This window comes from Vibrio fluvialis (genome assembly GCF_900460245.1).
GTDB lineage: Bacteria > Pseudomonadota > Gammaproteobacteria > Enterobacterales > Vibrionaceae > Vibrio > Vibrio fluvialis.
In genome coordinates this window covers 3,112,167-3,131,573 of the sequence record NZ_UHIP01000001.1, presented here as the reverse complement: position 1 = coordinate 3,131,573, position 19,407 = coordinate 3,112,167, and the positions used below count along the sequence as shown (strand labels likewise).

The following is a 19,407-nucleotide window of genomic DNA, read 5'->3' as shown; positions in this document are numbered from 1 at the left end:
ACTTGGCATGCATTTATCGACTCATAATTTACGATTAAACTCATTTCTACCAATGATTAATCAAATTATATTGAGGAGAAAATTATGCCACTAGCACTCTGGGCTTTGGCTATCGGTGCCTTTGGTATTGGTACGACCGAGTTTGTCATCGCAGGTTTGTTGCCTGCGATAGCCGAAGAGTTCCAAATAACCATTCCCATCGCAGGTTACTTAGCCACCTCTTACGCATTGGGCGTCTTTTTTGGCGCACCTGCACTTATCATCTTTGGCTCAAAAATACCGCGTAAGGCCATGCTTATTTTCGTCATGGTCTTGTTCATTATCGGCAACTTGATCACGGCATTCGCACCAAGTTTCGGTGTTGCCATACTTGGCCGTATTGTCACCTCACTCGCACATGGCGTGTTCTTTGGTATCGGTTCTATTATTGCCGCAGATATGGTTGCGCCATCAAAGCGAATTCAAGCCATTGCATTTATGTTTATGGGATTAACGGTTGCTAACCTGATTGGCGTTCCGGTCGGAACTTGGATTGGTGAACACCTAACCTGGCGTCTGACCTTTGGCCTTGTTGCTATCGTCGGTGTCATGACCGTACTGAGCGTTTGGCGACTTATTCCTCATCAACCCTCGGCTAAAGATCAACAGTTCTCTAAAGAGATTAAAGCCTTTGGTAACATCAATGTGCTGTTGGCTATGGGTATCACCGTTTTAGGTCCCGGCGCATTTTTTACATCCATCACTTACATTGCTCCTATGATGACGGAGATAGCTGGCTTTAGCAGTTCTAACGTCACTTGGTTAATGTTGGTGTTTGGATTGGGCTTGTTTGTCGGCAACCATCTTGGCGGTAAATACGCAGACAAGGCGCTAATGCCGATGCTTTACATTACGTTAGGCGCTCAGGCGATAGTCCTATTTGTCTTCAACTATGCCGTTCATAGCCAAATCATGTCAGTCATTTGTATTTTCCTAATGGCCGCATTTGGCTTCTCAACCGTCTCTCCAATTCAAAAGCTTGTCATGGATAAAGCCAAAGCAGCAGGCGCATCGACCTTGGCTTCAGCAGTTAACATTGGTGTTTTTAACCTGGGTAACGCAGTCGGAGCCTGGTTTGGTGGGCTGGTCATTGCTGCCGGTTTTGGACTTCAATCCCCTAACTGGGCGGGAGGTCTACTTTCCGCAGGTGCGTTGGTACTCGCCATCATATCCGGATTAACGGACAAAGCAGAACAAGGGCAACCCATCTCTTCAACAAACTGATTTGATGCAAGGGGGCTTCGGCTCCCTTTCTAATGGGCTATCCATCACTCTTTCACAACAGTATCCAATAAGCCGATGTGTGAGAACAATGAGAAACCAGTCTATTGAAAACGAACTGTGAGGTGGCACTGAGTAGCCAAGCCCATCATTTGTCATCACATAAGATACAGCACCTTAATAACGTGTTCATTGCGATGTATTATCACAATACCTCATGTTGAAAAGAGGAGAGAAATCACAGGGGAGAGAAATCTACCCAAACACGCTTTTGGACAAAAGTGAGGTTCGGGAACTAGAAAATTAGCATTTAATGAATTACCTAAAGTATGGAAAAGAACCTTAACTCTTCGCCCAAAACTTCTGGCGCAGGTCAAAAAATGGTGGACAGAAATGGCGAGATCTAGAAACGAAATCTCCAATCAGAGGAAGTTACAAATAACATCGTAACTTCCTCGACTTATGCATTGGTTAATGTTTGGACGATTCTTTATCAAGCCACTTCATGTTCAAATCTCTCTGTGGGAAAGGAATGGTTAACCCAGCCGATTCGATATTCGGCTTCACTTGCTTCTGCACTGACCAATAGGTTTCCCAGTATTTATCTGTTGGGCACCAGGCGCGAAGTTGGAGGTTCACGGAGCTATCAGCCAGCATGTGGACGATCACTTGAGGCTCAGGATCTTTAAGAATGTGTGGCTGAGATAATGCCAGTTCTTTAAGCACATTCAATCCGACCTCGACTGAATCCTGATAAGAGATGCCAACCGTGATATCCATTCGACGTTTGTTGTTTCGGCTAAAATTACGGATAGTTGAATTCCAAACGGCACTGTTCGGGCTGGAAATGTAGAGGCCATCCGCCGTCTCGAACACAGAAGTGAATAGGCCAATATCGACCACGCTACCAGAGTAGCTTCCGAATTCAACGAACTCGCCTTTTTTGATCGGCTTCAGAAATAAAATCATGATACCTGCGGCGATGTTGCTCAGTGTGTCTTTCAGAGCAAGGCCAATAGCTAAACCCGCAGCACCGACTAAGGCAACCAAGCTGGCGGTATTCACACCAAAGAGGTCTAAAACGATGACCAACGCGACTAAATAAACCGCATACGAAGCCACTTGAGAAAGCAAGCGAGCGATAATTTCATCCCCACCGCTGACTTTCTCTGTCGCTTTAAATACTCCGCGATTGACGAGCTTAGATATCACAGAAGCCAAGATAAAAATAAAAATCGTCAAGAGCGCATTTTGCAAGATCTGCATAATAAGCGCCTGATGCGTATCGTAAAAACCCGTGATATGTTCCATGGTTACTCCTCTATCTCTTTTTGTACGGATTGATAATGGTTACTACGTGACTCAATAAGTTCACCGTTCAGTATTTGTGTATTACAGCGCTCCATAGATGAGATAACCGTTGTACCCCAAATAACACAACAACAGAACAGCGCCTTCACTGCGAGAAATCGTCTGTGATTTGCCAAAACGAGCGGCGGTCAACAGCAGTAATCCCGTGACAAAAAGCATCGATGTCCAGTCACGCCAGAAGACTTCAGCACCAATATTAGCAATAGGTTCAATGGTGCCAGCAATACCGATGACGGCTAAGGAGTTAAACATATTTGAGCCGACCACATTACCCACAGCTATATCATGCTCGCCTTTACGCGCTGCCACGATGGATGCTGCTAATTCGGGTAAGGACGTTCCTAAGGCCACAATAGTTAGACCAATCAATAAATCGCTGACACCGAGTTGTTGTGCGATTTCCACCGCTCCCCACACCAAAATACGCGAGCTGATAATCAGTAACACTAACCCTGTAATCAGCCAGAAAATGGAAGACTTCAGCGACATACTTTGGCTAGACAGTTCTTCGTCCATCTCTTGTTCTAAATGGTCTCCCTTTGAGCGTAATGCGCTCCAGATTGACCAACCAATCAAAAGCATGAATCCACCAATCAACGCCCAGGCTTCTAACGTGCTGATATGGTGATTCCACAACATTGCGCCAATGACAAGTGTGACGAGTAAAAGAATGGGAAGTTCTTTACGGATGATGCTTGAATGCACAGCAATCGGTGCAATGATCGCGGTCACACCGAGTATTAAGGTAATGTTGACAATATTCGAACCGACGGCATTTCCAAGCGCCAGAGCAGGATTGCCATCCATAGCCGCCATAGCCGAAACCACCATTTCGGGTGCCGATGTACCGAATCCGACGACCAGCATACCAATCAATAAAGGTGGCATTCCCGCATAGTTGGCACTAGCGGCTGCGCCTTCAACAAATTTATCTGCACTCCAGACAAGCAGTGCAAAGCCAGCGATAATCGCGAGTGTCGCTAATAGCATGTTTAATCCCTATTAAATAACGTAAAAGTATAGAATAACGGCCAAAATTAATCGGTAGATGACATAAGGCATCATCCCAAATTGATTCAGGAATTTGAGGAAGTAGTGGATCGCCAGTATTGCGGTGAGAAAAGAGGTAACGCTACCAATTAAAAGTGCCAGCCAATCTACGGTTACCGAACTATCCATCGCTACTTCAGCGATTTTGGCTGCTGCCGCGAGAGCAGTAATCGGTATGGCAAGCAAAAAGGACAGGCGAGAGGCTGCTTGTCGATTAAATCCTAGTATCAATGCTGCGGTGATGGTTACGCCTGAACGAGAGGTGCCAGGGATTAAGGCTAATGCTTGCGCACACCCGACAATCAGTACATCTCTCCAACCGAGAGATTCTAACTCTCTAACTTTTCGACCAAAGATATCGGCTAAACCCAGCATCACGCCATAAGCAACGGTTGTAAACAGAATAACCATAACAGAGCGAAGCTGGTCATCGATTAAGTCAAGAAGAAATAACCCAGCTAATGCCGTAGGAAAGGTTCCCCACAAAATCGCCCAGGCTAAGCGACTGTTGGCGGAGGAATATTGACGCTGAGTGATCGATTTACCCCATTCAGTGATCAATAGCGCAATATCTCGTCGAAAGTAGACGAGCACGGCGAGCAGCGTACCGATATGAGTGGCGAGATCGAAGCTAACTCCCTGATCGACTACACCAAGGATGGTAGGCATTAAGATCAAATGAGCAGAGCTAGAAATGGGGAGAAACTCGGTGATTCCTTGCACAATCCCTAAAAACAAAGCGTACCATGCATCCACAGCAGGTTTCCTTTTGTCATTTCGGGCAGGCAAAAAACAAAAGCTAAATCGCGATCCTACCCGTATCGCGATTTAGCTTAAGTCTTGCCAGAACATGTCGAACGTGAATACCACAAGCGTGAGGCTTGGAGACTGTTGATATTCACTCCACTACTAATCAGTAGTGGAAGGCTACTCCCTTAAACGAGCTGAATTGTAACGAATAAATACGGCCAATATCAAACATTGAATATATCAGCGATAAATCCGAGATGACTCAAGACACGTAGCCTAATTTCGCAACCTATCTGCATTCAGTTATATGTTATCTAGAAAAACGCAAATAACAGGTAATAGCGGCTTGCAGGCATCACCCCCACAAGCCGCATTGTCACATCAATCTGTATCGCTTCTAGCTGCATCAACTGCTAGAGAGTCCGCAATCTCATTCCCTCTGACACCAGAATGCGCTCTAACTTTTTCGACTTCGACATACTTGTCTGAGCGTAGCTCATCGACTGTCTGCCACAGGCGTCGATTCTTAATTGATTTCTTATCGGCTTTGCGCCAGCCTTTCTTCTTCCATCCATCAAGCCAAAGGTTGAAACCTTTTACGCAGTACTCACTGTCTGAGTAGATAACATCACCATCTTCGGCATATTCCAGCCCTTCGATAAGTGCCAGTAACTCCAGCTCTGCACAATCTGTCTCTCGGTCAATGGTAATGCTCTCTTCATGGACGATATCATCGTTCTCATTGAAGACCACCAGCCCTATGCCACCTCGTTTGCAACCGTGTTGGTTGTTTGGTGCAGCGCCGTCTACGTAAATTGAATAGCTCATTTTTTATCTCTCTCTAATTGCAAAAAGGGCGCATGACTTTGCTTAGCCAGCGCCCCGTTGATGATGTGATTTGATGTTTGTGTTACTGAAAGGATTCTGCGTTGTCTCGCATGCTCAGGCGCGACTCCATCCATTCCTCGATTTCACTTTCTACCCAAGCTACCGCTCGTCCACCGAGTGGCACACTCTTAGGAAAGTCGGTTTCATCTGCCATGAACTTGTAGATAGTTGAACGGCCTAGCCCTGTAAGTGACATCACTTCTTTTAGTCGTAGAAATCTCATGGGAATTGTCTCCTCTTGTATATACCCATGTGATAAGCCGCAACTGTAAAAAAATGCAGTCGGCCTACTCCAAGCTAGAGCCAAAGAAATAACGCGTCTCGCTCCAAGCTTCAGCAAGACTGCTCATCCGTTTATAGACGCAGTTCTTTATGTCAGTGTCTTTGCTTTTACAGCGTGTACCCAGGCTATAGTTCCCTCGGTCGTTCAGTTGAACCATTGAGCGCTCATTGCCTTTGTAGTGCTTTTTAATCGCATCTCCCCAAGCTGTTTTCAGATGCCCCACAATTTCATTACGCTTGTCCCAACAAATAGCATCACCAAAATTCTGCTTATAATCAGTAAACAACATCACTTGATAATGGTGCGAAGGGCTATCCGCTCGCTTACGCCACACGTAATGCAACGAATCGGTGTTCAGCTTCTCTTTCAGGATTTTAAAGTAGTCCTTAAGGGTACTGAGATCAGTGTCTTGATGATCTTTAGGCAGGTATAAGTCCAAACGTGTAGCGAGAACGGCTTCAAACTGACTGAGTGCCAGCTCAAAGACATCGACCATCGAGGTCAGTGCTGATTCGTATAACCCCTTGTCGCTGTAATACAACGGGTAATCTTCAAAAGTTCTATCAAGGGTTATGCTTGGGAGGTAGTTTCTATTCGCCATGAGTAATGCCTTTTTGTGTGTGAATGACATAGGCATTACTCGCGTTGTATTTTTTTAAGGTGAGTCGTGACTGCAACCAAAGCTCTTATTGCGGTGATCGTTCCGGTTGGCAATGGGCTTCGCTAGACGACTGATTCGATAAAAGAACTCGTTTAACTGTAACGGGAACACTTCAGCGTCAGACAACAGCTCAAAACCTTCATTCGTAGGAGAGTAGGCTAATCCAGAGCATGGTTGGCTGTAATAAGCTTCAACCACCCTATCCCATGTCTTCCTCACTTTTTTGTAGAGAAAACGACTCCAACCCTCTCGACCAGTACCGAAGTTTTGAAACAGATCCCTATCAAAGAGCAAGATAAGATGATGATGCTGGCTAGTGGATTCGCTCGCCTTAGCCCAGATATAGCGAATGACCGTTTGCTGGTATCGATAAGTTCTACCCGTGTATTTGTCCTTACAGAGCTCGTTAGTCTCCGATTCTAAAATACGAAAGAAATGGGCAAACACCGTTAGGTAATCTCCCTCAAAGTCACTCGGTAGGTTTAGGTTGATGTGAACAGCATAGATTCTTGGATATTGGTTTAGTGCTTCTTTCAGCACTCGGTCTATCTCCTCTAGGTATTCGAGGACGAGACCATTCTCAAAGTAGTAGAGTGGTTTCCCATTGAAGGTTCTGTCATGAGTGATAATGTGGGCTCTTTGATGAGCCACGTTGAGTTGATGAGTCATGATTGGTTCCTGTGGTTTGTTGTGATTCCCACAGGAACTGTTTCCAACGTAATTTTTAAGGGGATTAAGAGCTAGTAGCGAAGTTTCTCATAGTCCCTCCGTATACCTTTGAATTAGGTTTAGCGAAATAACACACCCTTTTGAATAGCTCATTCTTCGATTGTTCAATATCCGATGCTTTCAGGTTTAAGCGATACACACCATTCTTGCAGAAATGAACTAGTGCTGCTTTCTCCTGTTTGATAGCACTGCACCACGCTTGCTTAATTAGGTCGGCTAGAGAGCCGTCTGACGCTCCTACATCCCCGAGTTGATAATAGATATCTTTGTTCAGGAAGAGTGCAACATGGTAGTGGTACTGCTCAGAGGTATTCTTCTCTTTTGCCCAGATGTAACTGGTCTTGTTCTTTAACCCCCTTCCCCAGCTTTTCTCTTTACGTTTTATATCTACGTCCAATTTGGCATTCAGGGATTTGAAGAATCGAGTGATGACTTTCGAATCTGCATCATCGAAATCTTCGGGTAAGTGTAGGTCTATCCGAAAGACGGATAGCCTAGGGTGATACTTCAATGCTTTCTCTATCAATTGAGAAATCTTGTAGAGGTGAAACTTACGATAGAAGAATCGTTTCTTTCGTTTCGTTGGTTGAGGTAGGTCGTAGTTGTTGAACTTGTCTTCAGATGTGTACTGGTGATTCATGGTGTTGTTATCCCTATTCGTGTGTCTCTCATACACACAGGGAGTAACGTAAATTTTAATAGTTGGTAGTTATGTATATTACCTATACCAACAACGATACATCACGGTGTTGTGAACACAGTGTCACAAATAACACGCTTACATTAGCTCATTTACTCTTTCCTCTTCTTCAAAAACAGTTAACCAACTGAAAAAAGAAATATTTCCCTTTACGTCACTCGAACATTATCATGAAAAAACCATTGCAAAAATGTCTAAAACAAAGCGACAGGCCCTGTAATTACTAGATTTAGAACTAACGCCGTTCATAATCAAAGTATAATTTAGGAACTTTTTTACTACAAAAAACCATCAGAAAAACCACATATTAAACTCATTAAAATTGACATTAAATCATTTAAATAACTTCATTAAAACTACAATTTTGATACAGTAAGTCATCAAATAGACATCGATAAATCATCATGAATAAAACAGAAAAAGAACTTGCTGATAAGGGATTGTTTAGAGCAAACAACATCCGATACTTAAGATTTTATGCTGCTTATATTTCCGCCCATGCAGACATACGCTTCACATTTCAAAGCCAAGATAAAGAAGAGTTACAGCGTAAAATTAAGTTGGCACTAGATAATCAACGTAATGACCTAGAGCCTAAGATTGAAGATATGAACAAACAGGCTTTAAAGTCATTACTAGCTGATCGTTCATTCGCTTGGATAGATAAAAAAGAGGATAGAATTGTTTACTTTGCTTGGTCGTTACTAAGATTTGTCTCAACTATCTCAGATGACTTAGATGTCCATAAGCGAGGATTTGACTACGACTTTGGAACGCTATACTGTAAAAACAATTTACATAATGAAGAGACAAATCCGTATAAAAAATCAGGCTTAAATCAGTTACCATTAAGCCGAATTGAAGCTCATGAGCTTATCTATGAGTTCTTTGACCAATGGCAAGCTAATACGTTAGCTAAAGATAGGTTGATGTCGCTTCTAAAGGAGAAATGGTTATACATAGCTAACGAGCTACGCCCCGACTATTCATGGATAGATCCGAAGAATAAGAAGCAAAACATATGGATTTACAACTACATAAAATCAAAGCTTGAGTTTTTACCTCATCTAACACCGCCAATATCGACAGCACAGTATTACAATACGAATATCGCGTTATTAGATACATTATTTACATGTAGAAATGGGGCAGTAAGAAGAGAAAAGCCTCTTCCACGAGAATTAGAGTTATCACCACTACGTACATTCAACTTACTTTCTAATGAAGTTATGTACACAATGATGAAAGCATGGAAGCAAAAGCAGTATCGAGAAAAGACCGGACGCGCATCAGCTAAATCTTAACCAAGCTATACACAATTCGAACAGACACCGCTCCATAAAGAGCGGTTAATCTGACCGTAAAGAAAAGACTAAATTAGGCCATCTTAGCAGAGGGTAACGGGTGGACGTTCGCTTCCATTAGCGATTGCAACTTGTTACCCCATGCCTCCAGAACCTTCAACTGCTCATCGATATAATCATGATGGTTATAGACTCTGAGCATACCTGGCAGCTGGTGGCCGACTGTCTTTTCAATCGCTACGATATCTAACCCCATTTCACTACAACGACTGATAAAGGTACGACGCAAGTCATGAGGTGAAAAGCGCTCAAAGTCGCTAGGTAGATTACGTTTGATCAATGCCCGTACAGCCGCAGGTTCTTGCACTCTATCGACCATTAGTTGGGGCCATACCAACTTCCACTTACTTGGCACACTGTCACGCTGCTCGTTTAGAAGTGCAAGCAAGTAGCCACTTAAAGGCACTTTACGTGCGTCTTGGCTTTTAGTGTGCCGCTCTTCTGAGCTGGCTGGTAATAGCCAAATTCCCTCATCAAAATCTAACTCACTCCAACGCATTTCCAGTACGGCACTAATACGCTGTCCACAACCAAGTAAGAACTGCATTAAACGGATGTTCGAGGGATCTGTACGCCATGACGGCATACTCGTTAACAGAATCTTTAACTCTGAAAAGCTTAAATTACGTTTTGTGACTTTAGAGCCGCCACCAACGTCTTTTGCTTTCAGTTGGGGTGCAGGATGAGTATCGAGCATATTTAGCGCTAGGGCATGGTTAATCACTTGGTTGATGATTTTATGGCAAACTCCAATGGCCCCCGCCATACGCTTACCGTCTTTATCAACCTTAGCATCAAAGACCCTATTAAGGTCATATATGCTTAAATCTGCCAATTTGATGTTACCGAGAACTGGCTTGATATCTCGATTGTAAATGGTCCTCGACTGGTCACCCCGTAGCTGTTTTGATAGCCGTTTCTCATCAAAGCTAATAAACGCATCATCAAAGGTTTTCGCTTCATCTTGCGCTCGTTTCTCTATATCTAGTTCAACCTTTGGGTTCTTACCATTCTCCAACCAACTTCGATAACGGCCAGCTTCCTTTCGCGCCTGATCCAATGTCATCCCGCGCTCTGGTTTGATCTTAATGTATCGACCCATAGAGATTTTTTCGTGTTTCTTCCCTACTTGAAAACGAAAGATCCAAGTCATTGTGCCTGTTGGACGAACTCGAATGTTCAATCCTTCGACCTTCTTATCGGGGATCGAGTATTCCTTATCCTGTGGCTTCAATGCTTGCAACGTTGCATTGGTACTGATTCGTTTCGTCATCGTTGGAAAACCTCTGCATTTCTGGGTACGGCTCTGGGTACGGCGTGGGGTACGGGAAACACCGAGTTTCTATTGTAAGGCTTTGGACTCCAACGGACAATAAGATCATAAAAAATACTACAAATCATTACCTTACAATTAAAATATATAACTCTGTAGACTTTGATGGACAAAAGTTTCTATTTACCCACCACATGGAAGCAGGTGTGCTGCTGGAACGTAAAGCTTAACCATAAAAAAACGAGCCGATTGGCTCGTTTTTTTTCATTCGTTTGCCTCTCAGGCGGCGCGGCCGAGATAACCCAGCTTGCGGCCAATCCACACCAGCAGCAGCAATGCGACCACAATCGCAAAGAAGTTGGAGCCGGAATCCGGATACTGCGCTTTCACAAACGCATTGTGGCCAAACGCGCCAACAAAGAAACACGCTAAGCCGACCAGAGGAATATCCTCTGACACCGGATGACGCAGGTATTCCTGATACAGCGCCTGCACCGAGAGCACCAGCGCAATCAGAGGGAAAATAGAAAAAGAGACTTCGCTCATCGTCATCCACGACAACAATGCGTCGCCACACATACCAGCAATCAATGCCAGTACCAGCGTTTTACGTTCTGAACCGTGATTGGTTTTATTGCTTTCCTTCGACATTAATCTATCCCGCCTTTCAGTCGATTACGTTCACGTTCTTTGCGATACCAGAAAGCCCCTTTGGCAATCATTCGCAATTGTAATATCAGACGTTCAGCCAGTTCCTCGCGAGAACGTCTGTCTAAATCCAGAGCTTCTGCTCCCGAGCTGAATACCAGTGTAACCGAGGCTTCCGCCTGCGTTATTGCTTCTTCGCGGTTCATACCCGTATTCACCAGATATTCGGTCAGTTCAGCCGAGAAGTGCTGAATCTCGCGCGCCACTGCAGTACGAAACTCAAACGAAGTACCGGAGCGCTCACGCAGCAGCAAACGAAACACGTTCGGGCTGCTCTCAATAAATTCCATGAAGGTTTCGATCGAGGTACGAATCACGCTGCCCTCTTTGACGATGCGCTGGCGCGCCTGACGCATCAATTGACGCAGCAGCAAGCCACCTTCATCCACCATGGTTAAACCCAACTCATCCATATCTTTGAAATGGCGATAGAACGATGTCGGGGCAATCCCCGCTTCACGGGCCACTTCCCGCAAGCTTAAATTAGAAAAACTGCGATCAGCACTTAATTGGCTGAAGGCGGCATCAATCAGTGAACGACGCGTTTTCTCTTTTTGTTGTGCACGAATACCCGTAGATTTCATACTGCGTAAGTTCTCTGCCTGTTCCAATAGTGGCCCATACTATAACGCGAATGTGAAACTTGTCTAAGAGACAAAATGCGTCCGTTTGAGCCAGCAGACAATTTATCCTGCCGTGTGGTTCCCTGTTACTCGCGTGCAGCCACCCGGCCAGCACTAGAGTGAAACACCTAATATTTCTTGCGATGACGTGATCCCCTGCACTCTCTGATGGGAACACGATTTACCGCATCGCGGAATCAGTTAAAATCTCGCTACAGCAATGTTAAGCGAAAATAACAAGGAAATCCTTATGGCACAGAACAACCACTTTGACGTCATCGTAATCGGCAGCGGACCAGGCGGAGAAGGTGCCGCGATGGGGCTCAGCAAAGCGGGATTGAATGTCGCCATTATCGAGAAAGAGAGCAGCGTCGGTGGCGGTTGTACTCACTGGGGTACCATTCCGTCTAAGGCACTGCGCCATGCGGTCAGCCGTATCATCGAGTTCAACAGCAATCCGCTGTTTTGTAAGAACAACACCAGTCTGCATGCCACCTTCTCAACCATTCTCGGCCACGCCAAAACCGTCATCGACAAACAAACTCGCCTGCGTCAGGGGTTTTATGACCGCAACCAGTGCTCGCTGATTTTCGGCACCGCACAGTTTGTGGATGCCAACACCGTGGCGGTAACCAAAAGCGACAACACGGTCGATCTCTACACCGCTGATAAGTTTGTGATTGCCACCGGCTCTCGCCCTTACCGTCCGAATGATGTCGACTTCAACCACGCTCGCGTGTACGACAGCGACTCGATTCTTAATCTGAAACACGACCCGCGCCACATCATCATTTACGGAGCAGGCGTGATTGGCTGTGAGTACGCGTCGATTTTCCGTGGCCTGGGCGTGAAGACCGATCTGATCAATACCCGTGACCGCTTGCTGGCGTTTCTGGACAACGAAATCTCCGACGCGCTGTCGTACCATTTCTGGAACAACGGCGTGATCATCCGTAACGACGAAACCTACGAGAAAATTGAAGGCACGGAAGATGGCGTCATTGTGCACCTGAAATCCGGCAAGAAGATGAAAGCCGACTGCCTGCTGTATGCCAACGGCCGAACCGGTAACACCGATAAACTCAATCTGGAAGTGGTTGGCCTGTCACCGGATTCACGCGGTCAGCTCACCGTCAACACGAACTACCAGACCGAGGTTGACCACATTTACGCGGTCGGTGATGTGATTGGTTACCCAAGCCTTGCCAGCGCGGCGTACGATCAGGGCCGTTTTACCGCGCAAGCGATCGCCAAAGGCAACGCGACCAATCAACTGATTGCCGATATTCCAACCGGCATTTACACCATTCCGGAGATCAGCTCGGTTGGTCGTACCGAGCAGGAACTGACTGCGGCGAAAGTGCCGTACGAAGTGGGCCGCTCGTCGTTCAAACATCTGGCGCGCGCGCAGATCTCCGGAAAAGACGTCGGCAGCCTGAAAATCCTGTTCCATCGCGACACCAAAGAGATTCTCGGCATTCACTGTTTTGGTGAACGCGCGGCAGAAATCATTCACATCGGTCAGGCGATCATGGAACAGAAAGGTTCGGCCAATACCATCGAGTACTTCGTAAACACGACCTTCAACTACCCGACGATGGCTGAAGCGTACCGCGTGGCAGCGTTGAATGGTCTTAACCGCCTGTTCTGACCCCGACGCCAAGCAATAAAAAACGCAGCCTTGAGCTGCGTTTTTTATTGGCTGTGATCAGGCGAGAAAAGTCCCCAGCCGCCACTGACGAAGCAACACAATACCCAAACTTAAACCGCGCATTGCCATAAAGCTCAGCATCGCCAGCCACAGGGCATGGTTACCCCAGAAAGCAAAGCCGTAGAACACCACAAAGAAGGTGCAAGCAGCAACGAACATACTGTTACGCATTTCGCGCCCCTTGGTCGCGCCAATGAAAATGCCATCCAACAAAAAGCACCACATAGAAGTCAGCGGCATCGCCACCAGCCAAGGTAGATAAACCTGCGCCGTTTGCTGCACCGCGCTGATATCAGTGATCAGCCGGATCAGCGCCGATCCATACCAGCCAAACGCCAACGTTAACAGCAAGCAGATGACCACACTCCAGAACGCACTGCCAATCATCGCGGCTTTGAGCTGAGTTTCACTTTTCGCGCCAATCGCCTTGCCCACCATGGCTTCCATCGCGTAGGCGAAACCGTCCATGCCGTAGGAAATCATCATCAGGAAACTCATCAGCACGGCATTGGCCGCCACCGTTTGATCACCAAACGCCGCGCCCTGAAACGTCATAAAACTAAATGCCGCCTGCAGGCACAGTGACCGCAGAAAGATATCGCGATTGAGACGCACAAAGCGACTCAGCCCCTGAGTGGATTCACGCAGCAGGGCCAGCGGCGATGGCAACTGATGTTGCAGCCAATAACGCCACACACACCACAGACCAAACCCCATGCCCGAATAATCGGCGATCACCGAGGCTAACGCCACACCCTGCACTTTCCAGCCGAGGCCAAGCACAAACAGCAAATCGAGAACAATGTTGACCACGTTCGTGATGATCACCATCCACATCGGCGCACGTGAGTTTTGTGTCCCCAGCAGCCAGCCGAGCAGCACAAAGTTAACCAGCGAAGCAGGCGCGCTCCAGGCACGAATCACAAAATATTGCTGCGCGTAAAGTTTCACCTCGGCACTGGCCGAACTGAAACCGAACACCCCATCGGCGATGAAGCGATGGAGCAGCAAAAACACCGCCGCAAACCCAAGCGCCATCAGCATGCCTTGCAGCCACACGCGCGCCAGCCCGGCGCTGTTATCGGCACCAAACGCCTGCGCAGTCAGTCCAGTCGTCGACATGCGCAGAAAGCCCAGCAACCAGAACGTCACACTGATGACGGTACTACCCAGCGCCACCCCGCCCAGGTACCAAGCGTGTTCAAGGTGACCAATCACTGCGGCATCGACCAGTCCCAACAACGGTATGGTGATGTTCGACAGCACCATCGGAATGGCCAGCCACAGCACCTGCCGATGCATGGCTTTGTTGGAAAGAGTCTGGAAAAGAAATTGCACTGCTTCGCCCTCAAGTCATTGAGAGCAAAGTGTATCGAAGATGAGCTGCAACGGCTATGTTTTGCGCGGCGTGATTACCAGCGGGCGTAAACCACCACGGGCGTATAGCGATGTTTGAGCGCACCGATTTTACTGAGCACGCGCTGCCAGAATTTCCAGCGGCCGCAATGGCGATCCAGAGGTGAGTGAGTGCTGACTGAGCGTGCCCACGGTAGACAATCCAACACAGCTTCACCCGCATGAGTAAAACCATGCTGATACTGACCCGATCCCATTTTCTGCCCCAGACGTGATGCTGTGCGATCGCCCGCCAACACCAAACACGCACTGGCATTGACGAAGTTTAACCCTAACGCACGAATAAAACGGGACACCTGCGCACGGTCACCATCAAGCAGTGCATGCTCGCAGACAATCAGGATAGGTGCGTACTCCGGAACAGGTAAGCTGTCGAGCCAGGATAAATCGGTCACGCTACCACAGCAGTGCTGGTAACGCTCACTGCTGTGAAACAGCTTCTGACGCCACAACAGGTTTTCCGTAATATCCAATTCCAACCAGTGACAGCGGCCGTTGTCGACGCGATAAAAACGCGTATCCAGCCCCGCGCCCACATTGATAATCCAGCCGTCCGGGTGCGCTTCAAGGAAGCTGCGGACCTGCTGATCACACAGTTGGGTCAGAGTGACGTGCAGAAGTTGTTTTTGATCGATATCGCCAGACAGGCATTCCGGCGCTAGAAGACAACGCTGACAAGCGGTCGCCGCAATCGGGTCATAAACCAAACCGTTATCAACCAAGCTTTCGCGACTACGCAACCACAACGGCTGCATCAAATTCGCAGGTATCGGATAACGTCTTGCTGAGGGGGAACGAGTTGAGCGCATTATCATCTTCCTTACATCGCACAAAGAAGATGATAATGAATATCAATTAGATTGACAAGTTATTGAGAATGGCTCTCAAGAGTATTTTACATCCAGTCGGTATTACGAATGATGCCAACCGCGATGCCTTCGATGGTCAACTCCTGACAACTCAGGTCGACTTCGATCGGAGCAAACTCTTCGTTTTCCGCATGCAGCAGCACTTTCGCGCCTTTACGCTCCAGGCGTTTTACGGTGACATCGTCTTCAACGCGGGCAACCACAACCTGACCGTTGTGTACATCCTGCGTTTTGTGTACCGCCAGCAGATCGCCATCCATGATGCCGATATTTTTCATACTCTCACCGTGCACTCGCAGCAGAAAGTCTGCTTGTGGACGGAACATCGCCGGGTCGACCTGATAATGCGCTTCGACATGTTCCTGAGCGAGAATCGGTTCACCTGCAGCCACACGGCCAATCAAAGGCAGGCCAACGTCATCAGCACTGTCGTTCGCCGCGTCCACCAGAATACGGATACCGCGAGAGGCGCCCGGTACGATTTCAATCACTTGTTTACGTGCCAGAGCTTTCAAATGCTCTTCCGCCGCATTGGCAGAACGGAAACCCAGTTCACGCGCAATTTCAGCACGAGTGGGTGGCATTCCGGTTTCATCGATCTTGCTTCTGATAAGATCGAACACTTCTTGTTGGCGTGGCGTCAACGGCTTCATAAGTCACCTGTCTTTTTATACAGTTGCCTGTGAGTATATCCAGTATTTGGTGAAATGCAAACCAATTGCTCGTTTTTTATATCAACGGGTTAGATAAACAGCGCTTCCACCCAGATGTAGCCACTGATGACCATCGCGATAAAGACCGCCGCTGAGCCCATATCTTTGGCACGTCCGGCCAGTTCGTGATGTTCCGGGCCGATGCGATCCACCACCGCTTCCACTGCGCTGTTAAGCAGTTCCACCACCATCACCAACAATACGCTGCCAATCATCAGCATGCGTTCCAGTTGAGAGACGTCGAGCCACACCGCCAGCGGAACAAGTACGCAGGCGAGGATGACTTCTTCACGAAAAGCAGCTTCGTTTTTAAACGCCGCACAGAGCCCTTGATATGAGTAGCGCGTAGCCTTGATGACGCGTTTGATTCCTTGAGGATTTTTCTGATGCACGTGTATTTCCCGTTCCAGACATTTCACGCAGAAATGACGTTTTGGTAATCAATAAAATTAAAAGGTTCGACCAGTTTCTGTTATGCTTGCTGCTCAAAAAAAGACACCGATTGAAGTGTATCTCAATTTTCATGCTCTCTGTTTCTTATGAAAATAGACATGCGCTTCAGTTTTTGTATGTATTCTTGAGGCCTTGAACTCTTATGTCTTCCGGACACTCATTTTCGCGTTCCTTGTTAAAGTTACCACTGTCTGTGTTGGTAAAGGGAACCGCCATTCCATCCAATCCGATAGATGATCTCGACATCGATATTAACAAGCCGATTGTCTACGCACTACCGTTTCGCTCCAATGTCGATCTGCTGACGCTGCAAACACACGCACTGCAGGCTGGTCTGCCCGATCCACTTGAGCCGCTGACCATCAACGGCCAGACACTCAAGCGTTACGTGTTTATCTCTTCGCGCCCAACGTTGCTGCAGGATGATAACTATGTTCCAACCGACTCCATCGCAACGTTCAGCGAGCTGTTGAGCCTGCATCAAACCGATTCAGAGCTGGATGTGCAGGTCATTCCTGCCACTGTGCTGTGGGGACGCAAACCGGGCAAAGAAGGCCGCGAACGTCCTTATCTGCAGGCACTCAATGGCCCACAAAAAGCCAAAGCGGTGTTTACTGCCGGACGTGATTGCCTGGTGCGTTTCAGCCCGGTGGTCTCGCTGCGCTACATGGCCGACTCACACGGCACCGATGCATCAATTGCCCACAAACTGGCACGCGTAGCGCGGATTCACTTCTCGCGTCAGAAGCTGGCAGCGTCAGGCCCTAACCTGCCGCAACGCTATCAGCTGTTCCAGCGTTTGATGAACTCTCCGGCGATTGAGAAAGCCATCGCGGATGAAGCGGCATCAAAAAACATTTCGCTGGAAAAAGCGCGTAAAGAAGCGCACGACATGCTTGATGAGATTGCGGCCGACTTCTCCTACTCACTGGTGAAAAAAGGCGATCGCATTCTGGGCTGGTTGTGGAACCGTATTTATCAGGGCCTGAACATCAATAACGCCGCGACCGTGCGTCGCCTGGCGCAAGATGGTCACGAGATTGTGTATGTGCCGTGTCACCGCAGTCACATGGACTACCTGCTGCTGTCGTACGTGTTGTATCACGAAGGCATGGTACCGCCGCACATTGCTGCGGGGATTAACCTCAACTTCTTCCCGGCGGGTCCGATTTTCCGTCGTGGCGGCGCGTTCTTTATCCGCCGCAGCTTTAAAGGCAACAAACTGTACTCGACGATTTTCCGTGAATATCTGGCCGAGCTGTTTGCCAAAGGCTATGCGGTTGAATATTTCAGCGAAGGTGGCCGTTCACGTACGGGTCGTCTGCTGCAGGCCAAAACCGGCATGCTGGCGATGACCATTCAGGCTATGCTGCGCGGGCTCAACCGCCCGGTCACGCTGGTCCCAGTGTACATCGGCTATGAGCACGTGATGGAAGTGGGCACTTACGCCAAAGAGCTGCGCGGCAAACGTAAAGAGAAAGAGAATGCCAGCCTGGTGCTGCGCACCATTCGCAAACTGCGCAACTTCGGCCAGGGTTATGTCAACTTTGGTGAGCCGATTCCACTCAATCAGTTCCTGAATGAGCAAGTGCCAGAGTGGACTCAGGATATCGATCCGATGGGCGCCAGCAAACCACAATGGATGACACCGGTGGTAAACAAGCTCGCGACTAAGATGATGACGCACATTAACGATGCGGCCGCGGCTAACGCAATGACGCTGTGTGCCACAGCGCTACTGGCGTCCCGTCAGCGCGCACTGGCACGTGACAATCTGGTCAAGCAGATCGACTGTTACCTGCAACTGCTGCGCAACGTGCCTTACTCCAGTACATTCACCGTGCCGCAAGATAATGCCGAAAGCCTGGTGCAACACGCGGAGTCGCTGGATAAATTTGTGGTAGAAACCGACACCATGGGCGACATCATTTCGCTCGATCGCAATCAGTCGATTCTGATGACTTACTACCGCAACAACATCATTCATTTACTGGCGCTGCCATCACTGATTGCGCAGATGCTGATCCGCCAGCAGCAGATGCCAGTTGAGCAGATTCAGACGTGCGTCGCAAAGGTGTACCCGTTCCTCAAACAGGAGTTGTTCCTCAGCTACGACGAGTCGCAGCTGGATGATGTGGTGATGCACTATCTGGCCGAGCTGCAACGTCAGGAACTGGTGACGTTGGACAATGGCGTTGCCACCATCAACCAGTCCAAAACTCAGGTGTTGATGCTGCTGGGCCGCACGATTTCGGAAACGCTGCAACGTTACGCGATTGCGCTTAACTTGCTGGTTGCCAATCCGGACCTGGGCAAATCGGACCTGGAAAACAAGAGCCAGGAAATTGCGCAGCGTCTGGGTCGCCTGCATGGCATCAACGCGCCGGAATTTTTCGATAAGGGCGTGTTCTCCGCGCTGTTCGTCACGCTAAAACAGCAAGGCTACCTCGACAGCGACGGTAACTGCCATCTGGAACAGACCAAACACTTCTCGCGCATGCTCTATACCATGCTCTATCCGGAAGTGCGTCTGACCATTCAGGAAAGTATCTGTCAGGTTGAATAACTCAGCGTCAGAAACACAA

At 47.9% G+C, this 19,407-nt stretch carries 19 protein-coding genes; 4 read left to right on the top strand and 15 right to left on the bottom strand.

What is annotated here, in order from left to right; genetic code table 11:
* The first annotated feature begins 84 nt into the window (after positions 1 to 84).
* Positions 85 to 1,263, top strand: coding sequence for an MFS transporter (locus DYA43_RS14825; protein WP_001127567.1), 1,179 nt, complete (start codon positions 85 to 87; stop codon positions 1,261 to 1,263).
* A gap of 468 nt (positions 1,264 to 1,731) precedes the next feature.
* On the opposite strand, the gene DYA43_RS14820 is transcribed toward DYA43_RS14825, so the two are convergent.
* From DYA43_RS14820 to DYA43_RS14785, 8 genes are all read right to left on the bottom strand, one after another.
* Positions 1,732 to 2,571: a mechanosensitive ion channel family protein gene (locus DYA43_RS14820; RefSeq protein ID WP_000400157.1), complete on the bottom strand. Its 840-nt coding sequence runs from the start codon at positions 2,569 to 2,571 to the stop codon at positions 1,732 to 1,734.
* Between the two features lie 81 nt (positions 2,572 to 2,652).
* Positions 2,653 to 3,621: a calcium/sodium antiporter gene (locus DYA43_RS14815; RefSeq protein ID WP_061057108.1), complete on the bottom strand. Its 969-nt coding sequence runs from the start codon at positions 3,619 to 3,621 to the stop codon at positions 2,653 to 2,655.
* A 12-nt stretch (positions 3,622 to 3,633) separates the two neighbouring features.
* The gene (locus tag DYA43_RS14810) at positions 3,634 to 4,437 is read right to left on the bottom strand and encodes an undecaprenyl-diphosphate phosphatase (protein WP_061057107.1); all 804 of its coding nucleotides are present in this window, start codon (positions 4,435 to 4,437) and stop codon (positions 3,634 to 3,636) included.
* Between the two features lie 375 nt (positions 4,438 to 4,812).
* Entirely contained in the window at positions 4,813 to 5,259 is a 447-nt protein-coding gene (locus DYA43_RS14805) for a ribonuclease HI (protein WP_061057106.1), read from the bottom strand.
* A gap of 82 nt (positions 5,260 to 5,341) precedes the next feature.
* Positions 5,342 to 5,542 carry an AlpA family transcriptional regulator gene (locus tag DYA43_RS14800; RefSeq protein WP_001211743.1) on the bottom strand — a complete coding sequence of 67 codons (201 nt, stop codon included), beginning with the start codon at positions 5,540 to 5,542 and terminating at the stop codon, positions 5,342 to 5,344.
* 64 nt (positions 5,543 to 5,606) lie between these two features.
* Complete coding sequence (locus tag DYA43_RS14795) at positions 5,607 to 6,203, bottom strand: YagK/YfjJ domain-containing protein (RefSeq protein ID WP_061057105.1); 597 nt, start codon at positions 6,201 to 6,203, stop codon at positions 5,607 to 5,609.
* 54 nt (positions 6,204 to 6,257) lie between these two features.
* Positions 6,258 to 6,932: an inovirus Gp2 family protein gene (locus DYA43_RS14790; protein ID WP_061057104.1), complete on the bottom strand. Its 675-nt coding sequence runs from the start codon at positions 6,930 to 6,932 to the stop codon at positions 6,258 to 6,260.
* Between the two features lie 64 nt (positions 6,933 to 6,996).
* A complete protein-coding gene (locus tag DYA43_RS14785) occupies positions 6,997 to 7,632 on the bottom strand; it encodes an inovirus Gp2 family protein (protein ID WP_061057103.1) in 636 nt (211 codons plus the stop codon).
* A gap of 464 nt (positions 7,633 to 8,096) precedes the next feature.
* Here DYA43_RS14785 and DYA43_RS14780 point away from each other — a divergent pair, with 464 nt between their 5' ends.
* The gene (locus DYA43_RS14780; RefSeq protein ID WP_061057102.1) at positions 8,097 to 8,996 is read left to right on the top strand and encodes a hypothetical protein; all 900 of its coding nucleotides are present in this window, start codon (positions 8,097 to 8,099) and stop codon (positions 8,994 to 8,996) included.
* 73 nt (positions 8,997 to 9,069) lie between these two features.
* On the opposite strand, the gene DYA43_RS14775 is transcribed toward DYA43_RS14780, so the two are convergent.
* From DYA43_RS14775 to fabR, 3 genes are all read right to left on the bottom strand, one after another.
* The gene (locus tag DYA43_RS14775; protein WP_000166747.1) at positions 9,070 to 10,329 is read right to left on the bottom strand and encodes a tyrosine-type recombinase/integrase; all 1,260 of its coding nucleotides are present in this window, start codon (positions 10,327 to 10,329) and stop codon (positions 9,070 to 9,072) included.
* Positions 10,330 to 10,608: 279 nt separating this feature from the next.
* The gene (locus DYA43_RS14770) at positions 10,609 to 10,980 is read right to left on the bottom strand and encodes a YijD family membrane protein (protein ID WP_020331975.1); all 372 of its coding nucleotides are present in this window, start codon (positions 10,978 to 10,980) and stop codon (positions 10,609 to 10,611) included.
* On the bottom strand, positions 10,980 to 11,621 hold the full coding sequence (gene fabR, locus DYA43_RS14765) for an HTH-type transcriptional repressor FabR (RefSeq protein WP_020331974.1): 642 nt from the start codon (positions 11,619 to 11,621) through the stop codon (positions 10,980 to 10,982). Before fabR ends, DYA43_RS14770 begins: the two co-directional genes overlap by 1 nt.
* Positions 11,622 to 11,910: 289 nt before the next feature.
* On the opposite strand from fabR, the gene sthA reads away from it, so the two are divergent.
* Complete coding sequence (sthA, locus tag DYA43_RS14760; RefSeq protein ID WP_020331973.1) at positions 11,911 to 13,311, top strand: Si-specific NAD(P)(+) transhydrogenase; 1,401 nt, start codon at positions 11,911 to 11,913, stop codon at positions 13,309 to 13,311.
* A gap of 57 nt (positions 13,312 to 13,368) precedes the next feature.
* Here sthA and dinF read toward each other — a convergent pair whose 3' ends face one another.
* From dinF to DYA43_RS14740, 4 genes are all read right to left on the bottom strand, one after another.
* Positions 13,369 to 14,673: an MATE family efflux transporter DinF gene (gene dinF / locus DYA43_RS14755; RefSeq protein WP_051141215.1), complete on the bottom strand. Its 1,305-nt coding sequence runs from the start codon at positions 14,671 to 14,673 to the stop codon at positions 13,369 to 13,371.
* A gap of 110 nt (positions 14,674 to 14,783) precedes the next feature.
* A complete protein-coding gene (locus tag DYA43_RS14750; protein ID WP_061057101.1) occupies positions 14,784 to 15,596 on the bottom strand; it encodes a class I SAM-dependent methyltransferase in 813 nt (270 codons plus the stop codon).
* An 86-nt stretch (positions 15,597 to 15,682) separates the two neighbouring features.
* Positions 15,683 to 16,309, bottom strand: a complete 627-nt coding sequence (gene lexA, locus DYA43_RS14745; RefSeq protein ID WP_047459704.1) for a transcriptional repressor LexA — start codon at positions 16,307 to 16,309, stop codon at positions 15,683 to 15,685.
* An 89-nt stretch (positions 16,310 to 16,398) separates the two neighbouring features.
* Complete coding sequence (locus tag DYA43_RS14740; RefSeq protein ID WP_024373760.1) at positions 16,399 to 16,761, bottom strand: diacylglycerol kinase; 363 nt, start codon at positions 16,759 to 16,761, stop codon at positions 16,399 to 16,401.
* Positions 16,762 to 16,964: 203 nt separating this feature from the next.
* On the opposite strand from DYA43_RS14740, the gene plsB reads away from it, so the two are divergent.
* Entirely contained in the window at positions 16,965 to 19,388 is a 2,424-nt protein-coding gene (gene plsB, locus DYA43_RS14735; protein WP_020331966.1) for a glycerol-3-phosphate 1-O-acyltransferase PlsB, read from the top strand.
* Positions 19,389 to 19,407: the final 19 nt, after the last annotated feature.

What these genes read in the sequence shown, in the direction of transcription:
- sthA (WP_020331973.1), top strand. Translation starts at nt 11,911, where the DNA reads ATGGCACAGAACAACCACTTTGACGTCATCGTAATCGGCAGCGGACCA.
- DYA43_RS14775 (WP_000166747.1), bottom strand. Translation starts at nt 10,329, where the DNA reads ATGACGAAACGAATCAGTACCAATGCAACGTTGCAAGCATTGAAGCCA.
- DYA43_RS14805 (WP_061057106.1), bottom strand. Translation starts at nt 5,259, where the DNA reads ATGAGCTATTCAATTTACGTAGACGGCGCTGCACCAAACAACCAACAC.
- DYA43_RS14750 (WP_061057101.1), bottom strand. Translation starts at nt 15,596, where the DNA reads ATGCGCTCAACTCGTTCCCCCTCAGCAAGACGTTATCCGATACCTGCG.
- DYA43_RS14780 (WP_061057102.1), top strand. Translation starts at nt 8,097, where the DNA reads ATGAATAAAACAGAAAAAGAACTTGCTGATAAGGGATTGTTTAGAGCA.
- plsB (WP_020331966.1), top strand. Translation starts at nt 16,965, where the DNA reads ATGTCTTCCGGACACTCATTTTCGCGTTCCTTGTTAAAGTTACCACTG.
- fabR (WP_020331974.1), bottom strand. Translation starts at nt 11,621, where the DNA reads ATGAAATCTACGGGTATTCGTGCACAACAAAAAGAGAAAACGCGTCGT.
- lexA (WP_047459704.1), bottom strand. Translation starts at nt 16,309, where the DNA reads ATGAAGCCGTTGACGCCACGCCAACAAGAAGTGTTCGATCTTATCAGA.
- DYA43_RS14790 (WP_061057104.1), bottom strand. Translation starts at nt 6,932, where the DNA reads ATGACTCATCAACTCAACGTGGCTCATCAAAGAGCCCACATTATCACT.
- DYA43_RS14800 (WP_001211743.1), bottom strand. Translation starts at nt 5,542, where the DNA reads ATGAGATTTCTACGACTAAAAGAAGTGATGTCACTTACAGGGCTAGGC.
- DYA43_RS14770 (WP_020331975.1), bottom strand. Translation starts at nt 10,980, where the DNA reads ATGTCGAAGGAAAGCAATAAAACCAATCACGGTTCAGAACGTAAAACG.
- DYA43_RS14825 (WP_001127567.1), top strand. Translation starts at nt 85, where the DNA reads ATGCCACTAGCACTCTGGGCTTTGGCTATCGGTGCCTTTGGTATTGGT.
- DYA43_RS14785 (WP_061057103.1), bottom strand. Translation starts at nt 7,632, where the DNA reads ATGAATCACCAGTACACATCTGAAGACAAGTTCAACAACTACGACCTA.
- dinF (WP_051141215.1), bottom strand. Translation starts at nt 14,673, where the DNA reads ATGCATCGGCAGGTGCTGTGGCTGGCCATTCCGATGGTGCTGTCGAAC.
- DYA43_RS14795 (WP_061057105.1), bottom strand. Translation starts at nt 6,203, where the DNA reads ATGGCGAATAGAAACTACCTCCCAAGCATAACCCTTGATAGAACTTTT.
- DYA43_RS14820 (WP_000400157.1), bottom strand. Translation starts at nt 2,571, where the DNA reads ATGGAACATATCACGGGTTTTTACGATACGCATCAGGCGCTTATTATG.
- DYA43_RS14815 (WP_061057108.1), bottom strand. Translation starts at nt 3,621, where the DNA reads ATGCTATTAGCGACACTCGCGATTATCGCTGGCTTTGCACTGCTTGTC.